General features: G+C 36.7%; 16 protein-coding genes, 1 tRNA gene and 1 other annotated feature. Of the genes, 16 read left to right on the top strand and 1 reads right to left on the bottom strand.

Features of this window, described 5'->3' with window-relative positions; translation table 11 throughout:
- Nucleotides 1-9 precede the first annotated feature (9 nt).
- A tRNA-Arg gene (locus DKL56_RS04870) sits at nt 10-83 on the bottom strand.
- A gap of 187 nt (nt 84-270) precedes the next feature.
- On the opposite strand from DKL56_RS04870, the gene DKL56_RS04865 reads away from it, so the two are divergent.
- The 16 genes from DKL56_RS04865 to DKL56_RS04790 all read left to right on the top strand — a co-directional run bounded on the left by DKL56_RS04865 (nt 271) and on the right by DKL56_RS04790 (nt 14678).
- A complete protein-coding gene (locus tag DKL56_RS04865) occupies nt 271-2061 on the top strand; it encodes a DUF2207 domain-containing protein (protein WP_109715614.1) in 1791 nt (596 codons plus the stop codon).
- A gap of 90 nt (nt 2062-2151) precedes the next feature.
- Nucleotides 2152-3486, top strand: a complete 1335-nt coding sequence (locus tag DKL56_RS04860) for a DUF2325 domain-containing protein (protein ID WP_109715613.1) — start codon at nt 2152-2154, stop codon at nt 3484-3486.
- Between the two features lie 116 nt (nt 3487-3602).
- Entirely contained in the window at nt 3603-4442 is an 840-nt protein-coding gene (locus DKL56_RS04855) for a YitT family protein (protein ID WP_109715612.1), read from the top strand.
- A 76-nt stretch (nt 4443-4518) separates the two neighbouring features.
- Nucleotides 4519-4596: a sequence feature (ribosomal protein L21 leader region), on the top strand.
- Nucleotides 4597-4610: 14 nt separating this feature from the next.
- Entirely contained in the window at nt 4611-4925 is a 315-nt protein-coding gene (gene rplU, locus DKL56_RS04850; protein ID WP_046307185.1) for a 50S ribosomal protein L21, read from the top strand.
- A gap of 13 nt (nt 4926-4938) precedes the next feature.
- Complete coding sequence (gene rpmA / locus DKL56_RS04845; protein WP_046307181.1) at nt 4939-5232, top strand: 50S ribosomal protein L27; 294 nt, start codon at nt 4939-4941, stop codon at nt 5230-5232.
- 127 nt (nt 5233-5359) lie between these two features.
- Nucleotides 5360-6469, top strand: a complete 1110-nt coding sequence (locus DKL56_RS04840; protein WP_109715611.1) for a M24 family metallopeptidase — start codon at nt 5360-5362, stop codon at nt 6467-6469.
- 71 nt (nt 6470-6540) lie between these two features.
- A complete protein-coding gene (efp, locus tag DKL56_RS04835; RefSeq protein ID WP_046307177.1) occupies nt 6541-7110 on the top strand; it encodes an elongation factor P in 570 nt (189 codons plus the stop codon).
- An 18-nt stretch (nt 7111-7128) separates the two neighbouring features.
- Nucleotides 7129-7587: an Asp23/Gls24 family envelope stress response protein gene (locus tag DKL56_RS04830; protein WP_046307175.1), complete on the top strand. Its 459-nt coding sequence runs from the start codon at nt 7129-7131 to the stop codon at nt 7585-7587.
- Complete coding sequence (gene nusB / locus DKL56_RS04825; RefSeq protein ID WP_046307173.1) at nt 7565-7963, top strand: transcription antitermination factor NusB; 399 nt, start codon at nt 7565-7567, stop codon at nt 7961-7963. The genes DKL56_RS04830 and nusB overlap by 23 nt, the downstream gene beginning before the upstream one ends.
- Nucleotides 7964-8014: 51 nt before the next feature.
- A complete protein-coding gene (locus DKL56_RS04820; protein WP_074425126.1) occupies nt 8015-8863 on the top strand; it encodes a tetrahydrofolate dehydrogenase/cyclohydrolase catalytic domain-containing protein in 849 nt (282 codons plus the stop codon).
- Nucleotides 8853-10211 carry an exodeoxyribonuclease VII large subunit gene (xseA, locus tag DKL56_RS04815; RefSeq protein ID WP_109715610.1) on the top strand — a complete coding sequence of 453 codons (1359 nt, stop codon included), beginning with the start codon at nt 8853-8855 and terminating at the stop codon, nt 10209-10211. The genes DKL56_RS04820 and xseA overlap by 11 nt, the downstream gene beginning before the upstream one ends.
- On the top strand, nt 10201-10443 hold the full coding sequence (locus tag DKL56_RS04810) for an exodeoxyribonuclease VII small subunit (protein ID WP_046307168.1): 243 nt from the start codon (nt 10201-10203) through the stop codon (nt 10441-10443). The genes xseA and DKL56_RS04810 overlap by 11 nt, the downstream gene beginning before the upstream one ends.
- 1 nt (nt 10444) lies before the next feature.
- Nucleotides 10445-11311: a polyprenyl synthetase family protein gene (locus DKL56_RS04805; RefSeq protein ID WP_109715609.1), complete on the top strand. Its 867-nt coding sequence runs from the start codon at nt 10445-10447 to the stop codon at nt 11309-11311.
- A 2-nt stretch (nt 11312-11313) separates the two neighbouring features.
- Entirely contained in the window at nt 11314-12123 is an 810-nt protein-coding gene (locus DKL56_RS04800) for a TlyA family RNA methyltransferase (RefSeq protein WP_109715608.1), read from the top strand.
- Nucleotides 12124-12132: 9 nt separating this feature from the next.
- Nucleotides 12133-13818, top strand: a complete 1686-nt coding sequence (gene recN, locus DKL56_RS04795) for a DNA repair protein RecN (protein ID WP_109715607.1) — start codon at nt 12133-12135, stop codon at nt 13816-13818.
- Nucleotides 13815-14678: a GNAT family N-acetyltransferase gene (locus DKL56_RS04790; protein ID WP_109715606.1), complete on the top strand. Its 864-nt coding sequence runs from the start codon at nt 13815-13817 to the stop codon at nt 14676-14678. Before recN ends, DKL56_RS04790 begins: the two co-directional genes overlap by 4 nt.
- Nucleotides 14679-14718 lie beyond the last annotated feature (40 nt).

Below are 14718 nucleotides of genomic sequence, written 5' to 3'. Positions count from 1 at the left end.
CTTCAAAAGTGATCCGGGTGAGATTCGAACTCACGACCCACGGTTTAGAAGACCGTTGCTCTATCCAGCTGAGCTACCAGACCATCGAATTTACGCTTGCCGCGCAAGAACAGTAACTATTATAGAAAAAAAGATGTCTAATTGCAACCACTAATTTTCAAATCTTCCATAATAATTGTTGTACTTTAAATAAATTTATATAGGGTAGTGTTTTATATAGTAATAATCTGTATAATTAAACCAATAAACTAAGGAAAAGGTAGAAAAAGTATGAGAAGAAAGCTGTTAAAAATACTTCCTCTTATAAGTGTTTTGCTATTTTGTTTTGCTATGCCGCAAAAAGCGAAGGCAGAAGTTGAGGTTAAATATGATATTCAAAACAACCAGGTTACTTCAAAAGTAAATCCGGATGGCTCATTAACGATAAAACGCAGAATTGATTATGAATTCCAGTCAACTGCAAACGGCGTTTTTTATCGTCAAAATCTTGAACCTAATCAAAAGATTAAGCATGTCAAGATAACGACCAAGGCTAATGATGCACCAACGCTTAATTCGACCGATTTTACTCTTCGTAAGAGTGAACACGGCTATGAAATGATAGTGCCTCATGTTGTTAGAGAGAAGCATGAACATTTTACTGTAACTTACGCCTACCAAATTACCAATGCAATTACTAATTATCGCGATATTGCTGAATTAAACTTTATGATTATTGGTAATGGCTGGGATACAAGATTAAAAAAAGTTAAAGCGAGTGTGATTTTTCCAGGCCCAGTTAAGGATTTGAAGGCTTGGGCCCATGGCCCACTTGATGGTAAGCTTGAAGTGGATCCTCAAGACGGCAAAATTATCATGACTGCTGATAATTTGGGTGGTCATACGGGAATTGAAGTCCATACCATTTTTCCATTAAGCGTAACGCCTAAAAATAAAAATGTAAAAAATGTCAATCATAAGCAGGCTGTTCTTAAACAAGAAAAGAAATTAGCAGCGCAAAGTAACGCCAAACAAAAGAAAAACTTGATGATTAGTCTAGTTCTTGTTTTAGTCAGTGTTGTGACGGGAATCCTCTCTATTTTTAAAGGCTTTACCACACAGAAGATAGGCTATAAGCCTAAAAAGACTAGTGAGTTAAGTCACGATTATGAAATACCTGATGCCAATCCAGTGATTGCTCAAGTTCTTGATACTGCTAAAGTTCCTGATAGTAAGGCTTTTACGGCTTACTTAATGGAGCTTGCTATTCATAAGAAAATTAAAATTGAAGATTACAAGAGTAAGCTTAAGACAACCTATTATCGTATTTCATTAATCGATGAGAATGTTGCACACGAAAGTACTCTTATGTGGATGCTTTTTAATGAAATTGGTGATGGAACAAGTTTTACTACGAAGGAATTGAAAAAAGCACGTGGTAAAAAGTTGGGACGCAGTTTTGATGACTGGGCTGATGATCAATTCTATTCAGCAGATAAAGATCAATATATGCCTGAGGAGTTATTGTTAAAGAAGAAGCGTAGTAACAGGATAATTCTTGGTTTGAGGATTGCGAGTTTGGGTGCAGCTGGTCTTGCCGTGTTATTTACCCGCAAGTATATCTGGCCAATTATTATTGTTGCAGGACTACTTTTTGTCATTGGTACTATAGGTATGTACAGGGATAAAAACCAGATCAATCTGTATTCCAAGAAGGGTGCACTTGAAGTTGACAAGGTACGTAGCTTTAAGAAAATGTTGAAAGACATTGGTCGTTTCAATATGAAAGAAGTTGGCGATTTAATCTTGTGGGAAGATATTTTACCTTATGCAGTTTCTTTTGGCCTAGCTAAGAAGGTCATGAAAGAACTTAAAATTGAATTTAACCAGGATGAGTTAAATAATAGTGATTTATTCTTCTATGGTTTTCTGGCTAATAGTGGTAAAAATAGTTTTGCTGAAAACTTCAATACCTGCTTTAAAAACGGAATTGCCGCTGGTTCAAGTAGCGTTTCAAGTGGTTCATTTGGTTCCGGTTCATCGGGCGGCTTTGGCGGCGGTTCCGGTGGTGGAGCATTTTAAAAATTTTATTAAAGGTCTAGTTGTTATGCTAGGCTTTTTTTGTTTGCTATACTATTAAAGATAGAGATTAGAAAAAAGTTGGAGATTAAAATGTTTGATTACCGGAATAATATAAAAAGAATTTTAAATCAGACTACTGGCGATGAGAAAAGCTTACGAAATGGTCTAGCAGCAATTAAGTTGATTTTAGGCATGACAGATGGTGATCAAGCAATACCAAAAGAAAAAAGGAAAAGTTCGATTGAACTTGATTTAAATCAAGTAAATATGCTTTTGACCAGTCTCACTAAATTGCTCCGGGCACCAGGAGATGTTCAGGCAAAAAACACAGCTTTATCGGCGATTCAAAAACTGACAATGACACCACAAGTTGACCAAAAATTCAGGGATAACCTGATTGATCTTAAAAAGAATGTTAATTTGTCTAAGACTTCGAATGAACAAGTTAATCAAAAGATCTTTGAGCAGGCGCTTGAGAAAAAAGAAAAACCAAAAAAGGATTATCGAAAAGGTAAGCGTTATACAGTTGTTAGGCTTTTATCTGGTTGTGATTTAGTCGATGATGGTAATAGAATCGTTTATACGATGAAGGAATCGCAAATTCACTCTTTGAATTTAAAAAGTGGTGATATTGTCGAAGCTTTACCAGAAGAAAATAATCCACATTATGAAGCAGAAATTTTACGTATTGTTGGCTTTCGCAAGTTATCAAAAATGGAAGTTGATACTATTTCTACCTTTAAGTACGCTGTTGTACAAGGGAGACCAGGTCATTTGTCAATCAGCCGTAATGCTCAGGGGCAAAAACTACGTATTCGAGGCAAGGCAGTTTTACTCCCAATAGATTCAAGCAAATACTGGGATGATAATATTCAATTGGTTGATGGCTCAATTGTTGATTTAGCATGGTATGACGGGGATGTTAGGCTAAAGAAAAGTCCGGCTGACGCTATTCAAATTCGCTGGGTTTACCAGCTTGAACAGCCACAGTCGGCGACTCATGTTAAGAAAAAGAAAGATAAAGATAAAGTTGAAACGCAGGCAACTGAGTTACCAAAATTAGCTTTAGATCTTCATTACCAAAGAGTTGGTATTGCGGTAGGAGATAATCAAAACGAAGCTTTATTAGAGGGAATCGTAACTCGTTATAATGGAATTCCGATTCCAGTAGATGCCTTTCAGGGAAAGAAAAAAGTTATTGAGAATCAAATAAAAGATTTAGACTTGGTTATTTTGGTGACAGCATTTGCTGCTCATGATAGTGCTTGGAACATCAGTGAATTTGCAAGTAAATATAATGTCAAGTTCGCCGTTAGTTCAAGTAAGGGTTACCAATCATTTGAGCGTGCGCTATATCGTGCTGCCAAAGGGTTACCAGCATATGAGGGTAATCAAAGTATTCAATATGAAAAAGCAGATAACTAGATCAATTAAATCTATAAGTTTTTGATAATTTAGGAGGCAAAAAGACTTATTTCTTGCGTATATTAGTTATTTTCTTGTATTATATTAAATAACACTTTTTATGGAAGGAAGATGAGATGAAAAACATAAAGCACAAACACACATGGCAATATTGGTTATTTTTCTTGGCTGGACTTGAGATTATAACAATTGCAATTAACTTCTTCTATGCACCAATTAATGTAGCCGCAGGAGGATCAACGGGAATTTCAATTCTTGTAGACGCCGTATGGGGCATTAATCGCTCAATAACAGTTTTTATTGTCAATTTAATCATGCTCATTCTAGCAGTCATTTTTCTTGGCAAAGAAACTTTGAAAAAAGTGGCTCTCGGTAGTATGCTGCTGCCAATTTTAATGGCAATCACGCCAAGCATGAAACTAACTACTAACAATATGCTGGCAGTAATTTATGGTGGTGTTCTAATGGGAATCGGGGTATCAATGCTTTACCGCATCAATGCCTCATCTGGAGGAACAACTATTCCACCACTTATTATCAAAAAGTACTTTTATATCGATCCTGCTATGTCACTGATGGCAATTGATATGACTATAATTGTCTTAAATCTCTTTGTTGATGGAACGGAAGCATTCTTACTTGCTGCTTTTTCGCAGGTAATTACAACAATTACAATGCGGTATACAGAAACTGGTTTTGATAAGAAATACCAGGTTAGAATCATGAGTAATACAAAGTTGGATCAGGTTCGTGATATGCTACAAAATGACTATGAAGGTCTAACAGTTTTCAACGTTGTTGGTGGTTACACCGATAAAGACAAACAGCAGCTGGTAATTGTAGTTGACACAAACGAATATGGTCAATTAGTAGCAAAAATACGTGAAATTGATAATGAAGCCTTCATCGTGACAGAAAATGTAGCAAAAGTTCACGGTGGAAAGTGGCAAATTTAAGGCTCAATTAGTTGGATTTTTATTGCCAATTTTTGTTTGAAGTAGTACTATATAGGAGTTGTATTTGTGGAGACCTTCACATCTGCAACCGCACATTTTGTGGTTAGAAGTTTTCTATCAAGAAACACCTCAATTGGCGAGTCTAAGTAAATTTTTGGAGGGCAGTAAATGTACGCAATTATTAAAACCGGCGGAAAGCAATACAAAGTTGCTGAAGGCGATAGTGTTTTTGTTGAAAAGCTTGACGTTGAAGAAGGTAAGGAAGTTACTTTTGATGAAGTAATCTTAACTTCTGACGGCAATAACGTTAAGGTTGGTGCACCTTTAGTTGATGGCGCCAAGGTTGTTGCTAAGGTTGAGAAGCAAGGTAAGGAAAAGAAAGTTGTTACTTTCAAGTACAAGCCTAAGAAGCACTCACATTCAAAATATGGTCACCGTCAACCTTATACTAAGGTTACAATTGAAAAAATTGAATTAAACTAGAGGTGAAACAATTATGAATATTTTAAATCTTAAATTATTTGCCCACCACAAGGGTGGAGGTTCTACTGCTAACGGTCGTGATTCAGCTGGTCGTCGTTTAGGCGCTAAGGCTGCAGACGGTCAAACAATTCACGCAGGTACGATTATCTATCGTCAACGTGGTACTAAGATTCACCCTGGCAAGAACGTTGGTCAAGGTGGAGATGACACATTATTTGCATTAGTAAATGGTGTAGTTAAGTTTGAACGTAAGGATAAGTACAGAAAGCAAGTTTCTGTTATCCCAGTTGAAGAAGAAGCTAAGTAATTTAGTTCTTAATTAAGAAGACGAAAAGCATGTGCTTCTCGTCTTTTTCTGTGTTAAAAAATACGTTATGATCTATAAATAGTTTTTAGCAGTAAAATATAGTCAAACTTTACATAGGAGAAAAAAGATGGCTGAAAAAAATGAATTATTAAGTCTACTGAATAGGCGTATTACAGAAGTAGCTAATTTAATAAAAGAAAAAAATGCAGATGCTATACTCATTTTTAATCAAGCTAACTATCGTTATTTGACTAATTTTACTGGTGAAGAAGCACAGTTGATTTTGACAGCTGCAGGTGATCGGATTTTACTATCAGATTCGCGTTTTGCGGGCCAAATAAAGGCTCAGGCACCTGGTGAAATGACTGTTATTATGAAGCATGGCAACCAGGATCAAGAAATATCTGATCAGTTAAAAAAGGCTAATCTGAAAAAAGTCTTGGTTGAAGGGGAATTTGTTTCAGCAACTGAGTTATTTACTTTACAAGAGCTTAATCCAGAAATTGATTTTGAACTTTGTGAAGAATTAGTTGAACGAGTTAGAAACGTTAAAGATCCGCTGGAAATTGAGATGCTCCGTCGTGCGATTAATATTTCAATGGATAGCTTCAATGAAATTCTACCTTTAGTAAAGCCAGGGGCAATTGAGCGTAATATTGGTGCCAAACTTGATTACCTCTTTAAAGTTAATGGAGGCGATGGTCCGAGCTTTGATACAATTATTGCTTCTGGCGCGCGTTCAGCTTGGGCACACGGAGTTGCAAGCGATAAAGTAATTGAAGATGGCGACATGGTTGTAATTGACTTTGGTGCCTTTTATAATGGTTACGCAGCTGACATTACGCGGACTGTAGCAGTTGGTAAAGTTGATCAAGAAATGCAAAAAATTTATGAGATTGTTCATGAAGCTCAAAGACGTGGTATCGAAGCAGCAGTGGTAGGCAATCAAGGTAGTGATGTTGACCATGCTGCCCGCGACTATATCACTGAACAAGGCTATGGTCAGTACTTCGGTCATGGCATTGGGCACGGAATCGGCTTAGAAATTCACGAACTCTGTCAACCGGCGTTACCATTTGGTAAGCAAGAATTGGTAAATAATATGGTTCATACTGTCGAGCCCGGAATTTACCTTCCTAATAAAGGTGGGGTTAGAATTGAAGATGATATTCTTGTTCACGACAATTCGCCAGAGACTTTATCTACTTTACCTAAGGATGAGTTAATTTCTTTATAAAGTTAGAGATTATTTATAGTAAAATCACGTGTTAATTGGTAAGATATTATTATGGAGATGAGGTTCTTAATATGACAATGATTTCAGTTAACGAGTTTAAAAATGGTTTGACCATCAAGTACAATAATGACTTATGGCGCATCGTTGAGTTCCAACATGTTAAACCTGGTAAAGGTAGTGCCTTTGTTCGTTCCAAGTTAAAGAGCTTAAACACTGGTGCAGTTCAAGAATATACATTCCGTTCCACTGCTAAAGTTGAAACTGCGGAAATCCAAACAAAGGGTATGCAATACCTTTATAACGATGGTTCAAACTATGTTTTCATGGATACAACTACTTATGATCAGTTAGCAATTCCAAATGAACAAATTACTGATGAAGCTAAGTATTTAAAGGAAAACATGGATGTTAGTGTAATTATGCATGATGGTAAGACATTAGGAATTCAATTACCTAACACGGTTGAATTAGCGGTTTCAAAAACTGAACCAAATATTAAGGGTGATACTTCTTCAGGTGGTGGTAAACCTGCTACAATGGAGACAGGTTTAGTAGTCAACGTGCCGTTCTTTATTAATGAAGGCGATGTATTAATTATCAATACTGTTGATGGCACATACGTATCTCGCGCAAATAAATAGTTTTTTGAGGTAAACAAAATGGCAGATAGTTCAAAAATTGTCTTAGATGATAAAAATAACGGTGAAGAAATTGAAATAGATCCTAGTGTTCTTGAAGTTATTATGGGCATTGCTGCCGAAAAAGTTGACGGTGTGGCTGAAATGCATGGCAATGTCAGATCTGGAATTAACTGGGTTTTAGGTCGCGAAGATTTACGTCGCGGCGTCGAAATCAGAGTAAACGAAGATGGTGACTTAATTGCTGACGTCTACGTTGGTCTTGAAGCTGGCTGTAATGTGCCAAAAATCGCAAAGGATCTTCAAAAGTCATTAAGACAGCAAGTGCTTCAAATGACTGATCTGACTCTCAAGGAAATTAATGTCCATGTAATCGGTCTAGTATTCCCAGAGGAAGAAGAGCAGGATGATAGTGGTACCTCTCAACTTTTCTCTGACATTGATGAAAAGGATAAAAATGAATCAACACGAGAGTCGTAGAGTTGCAATGCAGGCTGTATATTTAGCTAATCAAGATTTAAAGTATACACCTGCTGAAGTTGAGGCGAAAACCGTTGCAATGCTTGATTTAAAAGAACTTTCTGCTTATTCAAAGACTTTAATTGAAGGTGTGATTGAAAAGCGGGACGAGCTAAAAGGTCAGCTTGCTTCTTATCTGAAGAAAAACTGGCGTATTGATCGAATTGACCAAATTTCGCTGGCTATTTTAGAAATAGCTCTATTTGAAATTAAATATAGCGATGAAATTGAGCCTAAAGCAGCGGTCAATGAAGCTTTGAACTTATGTGATGAGTTTGCAGATCCAAAAACTAAACCGTTTATTAACGGTATTTTGGCAAATTTCATCCAAAAATAATTAATAGTCGGCTTGATAGCCGGCTATTTTTTTAAAAAAAGGAATAAACTAATGGGTCAATTTCTAGATGGAAAGAACTTAGCTGATGAGCGCGCGGCTATACTAAAGACACAGGTTAGTGAATTAAAAAGTCAGGGAATAGTTCCATTATTTTGCGTAATTAATATTGGTGATGATCCAAGTAGTAAGCTCTATATTAAAACTAAAAAAAGGCGAGCAGATGAAATTGGAATTGTTCAAAAAGTCTATCAACTGCCTAAAACACAGAGTCAGCAGTCTTTGTTAACTCTGATTGATCGGTTAAATCAGGATAAAAAAGTTTACGGTATTATGATCCAGTTACCGGTCCCACCGCAAATTAACCTCAATGAAGCATTGGAACATATCGACCCAGAAAAAGATGTCGATTGTTTGACGCCGAGTAATGTAGGCCGTTTATGGCGCGGTGACCATTATGTAGAACCTGCAACAGCTCATGGTGTATTGGCATTACTTGATCACTATCAAATTAAGTTACATGGCAAAAAAGTGGTAATCATCGGTCGTAGTAGTATTGTTGGCAAGCCATTAGCTGCTTTAATGCTAGAAAGAGATGCGACAGTTTCTATTTTGCATTCAAAAACAAAACAGCTTGCTGAATATACCAAAAATGCCGATATACTTGTTTCAGCTGTTGGACACGCTAACTTGGTTACGCCAGAGATGGTCAAAGAAAATGCAGTGGTGATCGATGTTGGCATTAATAGAGTTAACAATCAAACTGTTGGGGATGTTAATACTGTATTGGTTAAACCTAAAGTGAGCTTTATTACGCCAGTCCCTGGAGGAATTGGTCCTTTAACTGTAGAATCATTGATGGAGCAAGTTGTTAAACTAACAAGGAGAAAAAATGGCAGATAATAAGTATCTTACAGTTACGGATCTGAATTACTATATTACACAGAAGTTCAAAAATGATCCGTATTTGCATAAAGTTTTTCTTCAAGGTGAACTGTCTAATTTTCGCTATCGCAGAAATTCTCATCAATATTTTTCGTTGAAAGATGAAAAATCCAAAATAAATGTGGTAATGTTCCGTTCATATTTTGATAAGGTTAAATTCAAGCCTGAAGAGGGTATGAAGGTCTATATTTCGGGTTATGTAAGTGTATATGGTCCTCAGGGAACCTACCAGTTTTATGCCGAATCAATGGAACCTGCTGGTCTTGGGGCACTATATGAGCAGTTAAAACAATTGCAAAGAAAATTATCTGACGAAGGTTTGTTTGATGAAGCCTATAAGAGGCCATTGCCAAAGTTTCCAGATCATATTGCAGTAGTTACAAGTGCTTCCGGAGCAGTAATTCATGATATTTTGGTTACTGTCAATCGCAGATTTCCTCATGCCGAAGTTGATTTATTTCCTGCTCAAGTTCAAGGAGATCGTGCTGCAGATTCTTTGGTGGAAGCAATGAAACAAATTACCAGTTATGGTGACAAATATGATGTCATGATTATTGGTAGAGGTGGTGGCTCGCTTGAAGATTTGTGGCCTTTTAATGAAGAAAAAGTGGTTCGGCAAGTTTATGATATGAGTATGCCGGTTATTTCATCAGTTGGTCATGAAACTGATACTACCTTGTGTGATTTGGTGGCTGATGCCCGTGCTGCAACACCCACTGCTGCAGCTGAATATGCAACACCTAACTTGCCTGATGAATTAGCTAATATTCATCAATTACAAAGCAGCCTATTGGCAAGTATGCAGAATATTATTCGAGTTAGACGTGAATATTTGAATCGTATTAACAATTCGGTCATTATGAGAGAACCGGCCAGACTATATGACGAGCAGGCCCAAACCGTCGATTTATTACGTGAGCGGCTTCACAGTAGCATGATTCATCTACTTGAGCGGCAAAGACAACAATATCAACTTACAAAGCAAAAGCTAGTTGGTGTGAATCCAGAAAAGAAAATTGAGCAAGTGCTTCAACAAGAGAACTTTTTCTACCAAAAACTAGTTTCCAATATGCAGACGCTTTTACGCGAAAAAAGGCATCATTTGGCTCAAGCCGGTCAGCAATTGAACGACTACAGTCCCTTAATGACGCTTGATCGTGGTTATGCTTATGTAACTGATGATACGCAGAAGACAATTACTTCTGTGGATCAATTGAAGAAGAATAATGAAATAAACATTAATTTTAAAGATGGTAAAGCACAGGCTGTTGTAAAAGCAGTTAGGAGAAACGAAAATGGCAACTAAGAAAAATAACTTCGAAGAAGAATTAAATGAATTACAAAAAATTGTTAGCAACCTTGAAAATGGTAATGTAGCCTTAGAAGATGCATTGACTGAATTTCAAACTGGAGTAAAACTGAGTAAGGACTTAAACAAACGTTTAACGGAAGCAGAGGAGACTGTTGCCAAATTAATTGATAGTGATGGTACAGAACATCAATTAGATCCAAATGACGCTGCAGCACCGGAAGAATAATATGAATTTTGCAGAATTTAGAAAAAAATGGACACCCAAAATTGATCAATATTTAGAGGAACATTTAAAACAAGACGTTGATGACAAAAAAATAAGTCAAATTATGACCTATTCAGTAATGGCTGGTGGTAAAAGACTGCGGCCCTTATTGTTTCTGGCTACCTTAGATTCTTTAAATAAGGACATTACGAATTCTGAAGTTCAAATTGCTTGTGGTATCGAACTAATCCACACGTATTCTTTGATTCATGATGATTTACCTGCGATGGATAATGATGATTATCGCCGTGGCAAATTAACCAGTCATAAAAAATGGGGTGAAGCTGAAGCAATATTGGCTGGAGACGCATTGCTTCCGTTAGGAAGTCAATGGATTGCAGAAGGCAGCAAGTCCTATGAATTGGTTGAAATTATCACCTCAGCAGTTGGACCCAACGGTATGGTTGGAGGACAATATCTTGACATTGATTCAACCAATAATGCAAGTGTGGCTGATGACGAAGTTTTAATTGATCGAATGGAATGGTTAAAAACTGGTTGCTTGATTGAAGCTTGTGTCAAAATGGGTGCTGTATATGCGGGAGCAGATGAAAATAGTAAGACAAATCTAATTAAATTTGCCGATAATTTTGGTCGAGCATACCAAATTTATGATGATTTAGTTGATGTCGTTCAAACTAGTAAAGAGGCTGGAAAAGCAACTCACAAGGACCAAGAAAATGGTAAGAACAATACTTTAACAATTCTTGGTATTGAACAAAGTAGAAGTGAACTAACCAAATTAATTACTGAGGCAAAAGCGAATTTAGCGAGTCTTAACAATGAAGTTTTAACTGGTTTTCTAGATTTATATCAAAAGGTGCTCTAAAAATGAAAGAAAGAGCTGACGTACTATTAGCTAAACAAGGACTTTTTAACTCTCGAACTCAGGCACAGCGAGCAATTATGGCTGGTTTGGTTTCGGATCACAATCATCAGCGAATTGATAAGAGTGGAACAAGTTTTCCTGAAGATGAACATTTTTATATTAAAAAGTCGGATAAAAAATATGTCTCACGTGGGGGATTTAAGCTCGAAAAAGCCCTTGAATCGTTCGAAATTGATTTAACGGATAAAATATGTCTTGATATTGGAGCTTCTACCGGTGGTTTTACAGATGTTGCACTACAGAACCATGCCAAAATGGTGTATGCACTTGACGTAGGATACAATCAGCTGGCTTGGCAGTTGCGAGACGATAAACGCGTTGTGGTCATGGAAAAACAAAATTTCCGTTTTAGTAAACCTGAAGATTTTACTCAGGGATTACCTGATTTTGCGATGACTGACGTTTCTTTTATTTCACTTGATCTAATTATGCCGCCAATGTACGACATTCTTAAAAATGATTGTGATGCTGTTTGCCTAATTAAGCCTCAATTTGAAGCTGGGCCAGAAAATGTTGGTAAACATGGAATTGTTCATGACCACCAGGTTCATTGCAATGTAATTGAACATACCATCGAAAAAGCGCGTGAAATAGGCTTTAACGTGCTAGGCCTTGATTATTCACCAATTAAAGGTGGCAAAGGCAATATTGAATTTTTAATTCATTTGCAAAAAAGTGAAGAAGATGGTGGGCAAATGCTATGGTCAGGAACCCCTGAAGAAGTTGTTGAACGAGCAGTTGCTGAGCTTTAGGAGATAATTATGTTAGTTGAACTGGATATTAAAAACTTCGCCATTATTAAGGCTTTGAAGGTTCGCTTTCAAGAACATATGACAGTGCTAATTGGTGAAACTGGTGCTGGTAAATCTATTATTATTGATGCCGTTTCACTATTGATGGGTGGAAGAAGCCAAAAAGAAATGGTTCGTAGTGGTGAAAAGAAGGCTGTTATTACAGGTCTTTTTGAAATTGACAATCAAGCCGCTAAAATTACAGAACTATGTGAGCAGTATGGCTTGCCTATTTCAGACGGGCAACTTGTGATTAGTAGGGAGCTTGCCGTTAAAGGTCGTAATGTAGTCAGAATTAATGGACAGTTAACGACGATTAACGTTTTACGAGAATTGGGTTGTTATCTGGTTGATATTCACGGTCAAAATGATCAACAAATTTTAATGGATCAGGACCGGCAAATTGATTTAGTTGATAATTACGCTCCAGAACAATTTAAAAAAGAGCTAGCGGAGTACCAAGCCAATTTCGCTACTTGGGAAAAGTTAAGCGACCGGTTGAACCATTTGCGAAGTGACGCTCAAGAGTTAGCCCAAAAGCAGGATATTTTAACCTTTCAAAGTGAAGAATTATCTTCTGCCAACTTAACTGATCCAACAGAAGACGAGCAACTAGAAGAAGAATACAACGAATTAAGTAACTATCAAAAAATCGTGGATACTGCAAATTACTTAATGCAGTTGTACGATGATGACGAACATGGTTTGGAAACACTACTAGGTAATGCTCAGAGTGCTGCAAATGAACTCGGCGAATATGGTGCTAAGTTTAAGGACATTGCCAAAACAATTGATGACGGTGTCTTTGCATTAAGTGATGCCCGAAGTGAACTATCAAATATCTTAGATGAAATGGACTTTGATGAGGAACGCTATCAATATGTTACAAGTAGATTAGATTTACTCAATTCGCTAAAGAAAAAGTATGGCCCTACTTTGCAGGATGTGTTTGTTTTTTATGAAAAAGTACAAAAAGAGTTGAGTCAATATGAAACTGGCGGTCTGGATGAAGAAAAACTGCAAAAAGAAGTAGCTCAAGTTGAAAGTAAGCTAACTGAAGAAGCAAAGAAACTTCATCAGATGCGTGAAAAAGTTGCAAATACATTAGAAGAGAAGATTAAGCAAGAACTTAAAGACTTATACATGGCAAAGGCCCGTTTTGCAATAGATATTTCGACTACTAAGGGTTTCACCAAAAAGGGAACAGATGAAGTTGTGTTCCTAATCGCTCCTAATCCGGGAGAAGATTTAATGCCATTGGTAAAAATTGTTTCAGGTGGTGAGCAATCAAGGTTGATTTTAGCGCTTAAAGCAATTTTTAGTCGGGTTGAACCTGTAGGAACAATGATTTTTGATGAAATTGATACTGGTGTCTCTGGAAGAGTTTCAGCGGCAATTGGAAAGAAATTGCATTCAATTGGACAAAATAAACAAGTTATTGCCATAACTCATTCGCCTCAAGTAGCTGCAGCTAGTGATCAAAAGTACTTAGTTGCCAAAGAAGTTAAAGATGGTGCAACCTACACTCAAATAGGTCCATTAACCCAGGAAGAAACAGTAACTGCAATTGCCGAAATGATGGCAGGAAGCGATGTTACTCAAGCTGCAAAACAAAACGCGAAAGACCTAATGAGGAGTTTTAAAAAGAAAGAATGAGATATCTCGAAAAAATAAAATTAGATTCTAAAGAAGTGAAGCAGGCTCGTCAGCTAGCTAAAGTAATTCATGAACACGATAAAACTTTTTGTGATATCTATTTAAGTAATCAATACAATTATTTTAAGGATATGCCCACTTTTATTCTAGCTTATGATAATGAAGAGCTAATAGGTCTAACAATGCTTTATGCTGATGAGAAGCCGGATGAAGAAGTCGACATTCATGTGGAAGTAGCGCCCAAAAAACGTCAACAAGGCGTAGCTACTGAAATGATTAAGCGTGCAAAAAAGATTCTGAATAAATATGGTTATCAGAACTATGATTTTGTTAGCGAGAAAGCTTTTATAGAACAAAATCCGACATATTTGTCCAATAATAATTTAAAAGTTGATGCTGCTGACTATCATATGAGTACACAAAATCCAGAGAAAATTTTTCAAGATGATAAACTGAATCGCATACTAGGCGTGCGTCAGATGGTCAAAACGGATTTTAATAATGTTGCAAGTATTTATAGTGTAGCTTTTGATCTAGATATTGCGAACGCTAAAACTTATATTGCCGAAAGTTTGGCTGATGATCAAATGCTGAGTTTTGTTTTAACTTATAAAGAAGACGTGATTGGCTATTGTGCTGTTGATGACGGGTATTTCTTTGGTTTATTTGTTGCTCGCGACTATCAGGGACATGGATATGCTAGTTTCTTTATTAAAAAAATGATGGAAATTTTGCTTAGAAAAGGAATAAACGAGTTTTCGCTTGATGTCGAACCTGATAACATAGCGGCAGTTCGGACATATCAAAATGCTGGCTTAAAAATAGTTAGTGAAACTTACTATTTAGTGAAAGAAAAATAGTAAAAAAAGAGTTGAGAAATATTTCTCAACTCTTTTTTTA

Source organism: Lactobacillus apis (assembly GCF_003150935.1).
GTDB lineage: Bacteria > Bacillota > Bacilli > Lactobacillales > Lactobacillaceae > Lactobacillus > Lactobacillus apis.
This window is presented reverse-complemented; position numbering and strand designations above follow the sequence as displayed.

Bases quoted from the DNA above. Each gene is read 5' to 3' on its own strand.
- recN (WP_109715607.1), top strand. From the start codon at position 12,133: ATGTTAGTTGAACTGGATATTAAAAACTTCGCCATTATTAAGGCTTTG.
- DKL56_RS04830 (WP_046307175.1), top strand. From the start codon at position 7,129: ATGGCAGATAGTTCAAAAATTGTCTTAGATGATAAAAATAACGGTGAA.
- DKL56_RS04820 (WP_074425126.1), top strand. From the start codon at position 8,015: ATGGGTCAATTTCTAGATGGAAAGAACTTAGCTGATGAGCGCGCGGCT.
- nusB (WP_046307173.1), top strand. From the start codon at position 7,565: ATGAATCAACACGAGAGTCGTAGAGTTGCAATGCAGGCTGTATATTTA.
- xseA (WP_109715610.1), top strand. From the start codon at position 8,853: ATGGCAGATAATAAGTATCTTACAGTTACGGATCTGAATTACTATATT.
- DKL56_RS04790 (WP_109715606.1), top strand. From the start codon at position 13,815: ATGAGATATCTCGAAAAAATAAAATTAGATTCTAAAGAAGTGAAGCAG.
- rplU (WP_046307185.1), top strand. From the start codon at position 4,611: ATGTACGCAATTATTAAAACCGGCGGAAAGCAATACAAAGTTGCTGAA.
- DKL56_RS04840 (WP_109715611.1), top strand. From the start codon at position 5,360: ATGGCTGAAAAAAATGAATTATTAAGTCTACTGAATAGGCGTATTACA.
- DKL56_RS04805 (WP_109715609.1), top strand. From the start codon at position 10,445: ATGAATTTTGCAGAATTTAGAAAAAAATGGACACCCAAAATTGATCAA.
- DKL56_RS04865 (WP_109715614.1), top strand. From the start codon at position 271: ATGAGAAGAAAGCTGTTAAAAATACTTCCTCTTATAAGTGTTTTGCTA.
- rpmA (WP_046307181.1), top strand. From the start codon at position 4,939: ATGAATATTTTAAATCTTAAATTATTTGCCCACCACAAGGGTGGAGGT.
- DKL56_RS04860 (WP_109715613.1), top strand. From the start codon at position 2,152: ATGTTTGATTACCGGAATAATATAAAAAGAATTTTAAATCAGACTACT.
- DKL56_RS04810 (WP_046307168.1), top strand. From the start codon at position 10,201: ATGGCAACTAAGAAAAATAACTTCGAAGAAGAATTAAATGAATTACAA.
- DKL56_RS04855 (WP_109715612.1), top strand. From the start codon at position 3,603: ATGAAAAACATAAAGCACAAACACACATGGCAATATTGGTTATTTTTC.
- efp (WP_046307177.1), top strand. From the start codon at position 6,541: ATGACAATGATTTCAGTTAACGAGTTTAAAAATGGTTTGACCATCAAG.
- DKL56_RS04800 (WP_109715608.1), top strand. From the start codon at position 11,314: ATGAAAGAAAGAGCTGACGTACTATTAGCTAAACAAGGACTTTTTAAC.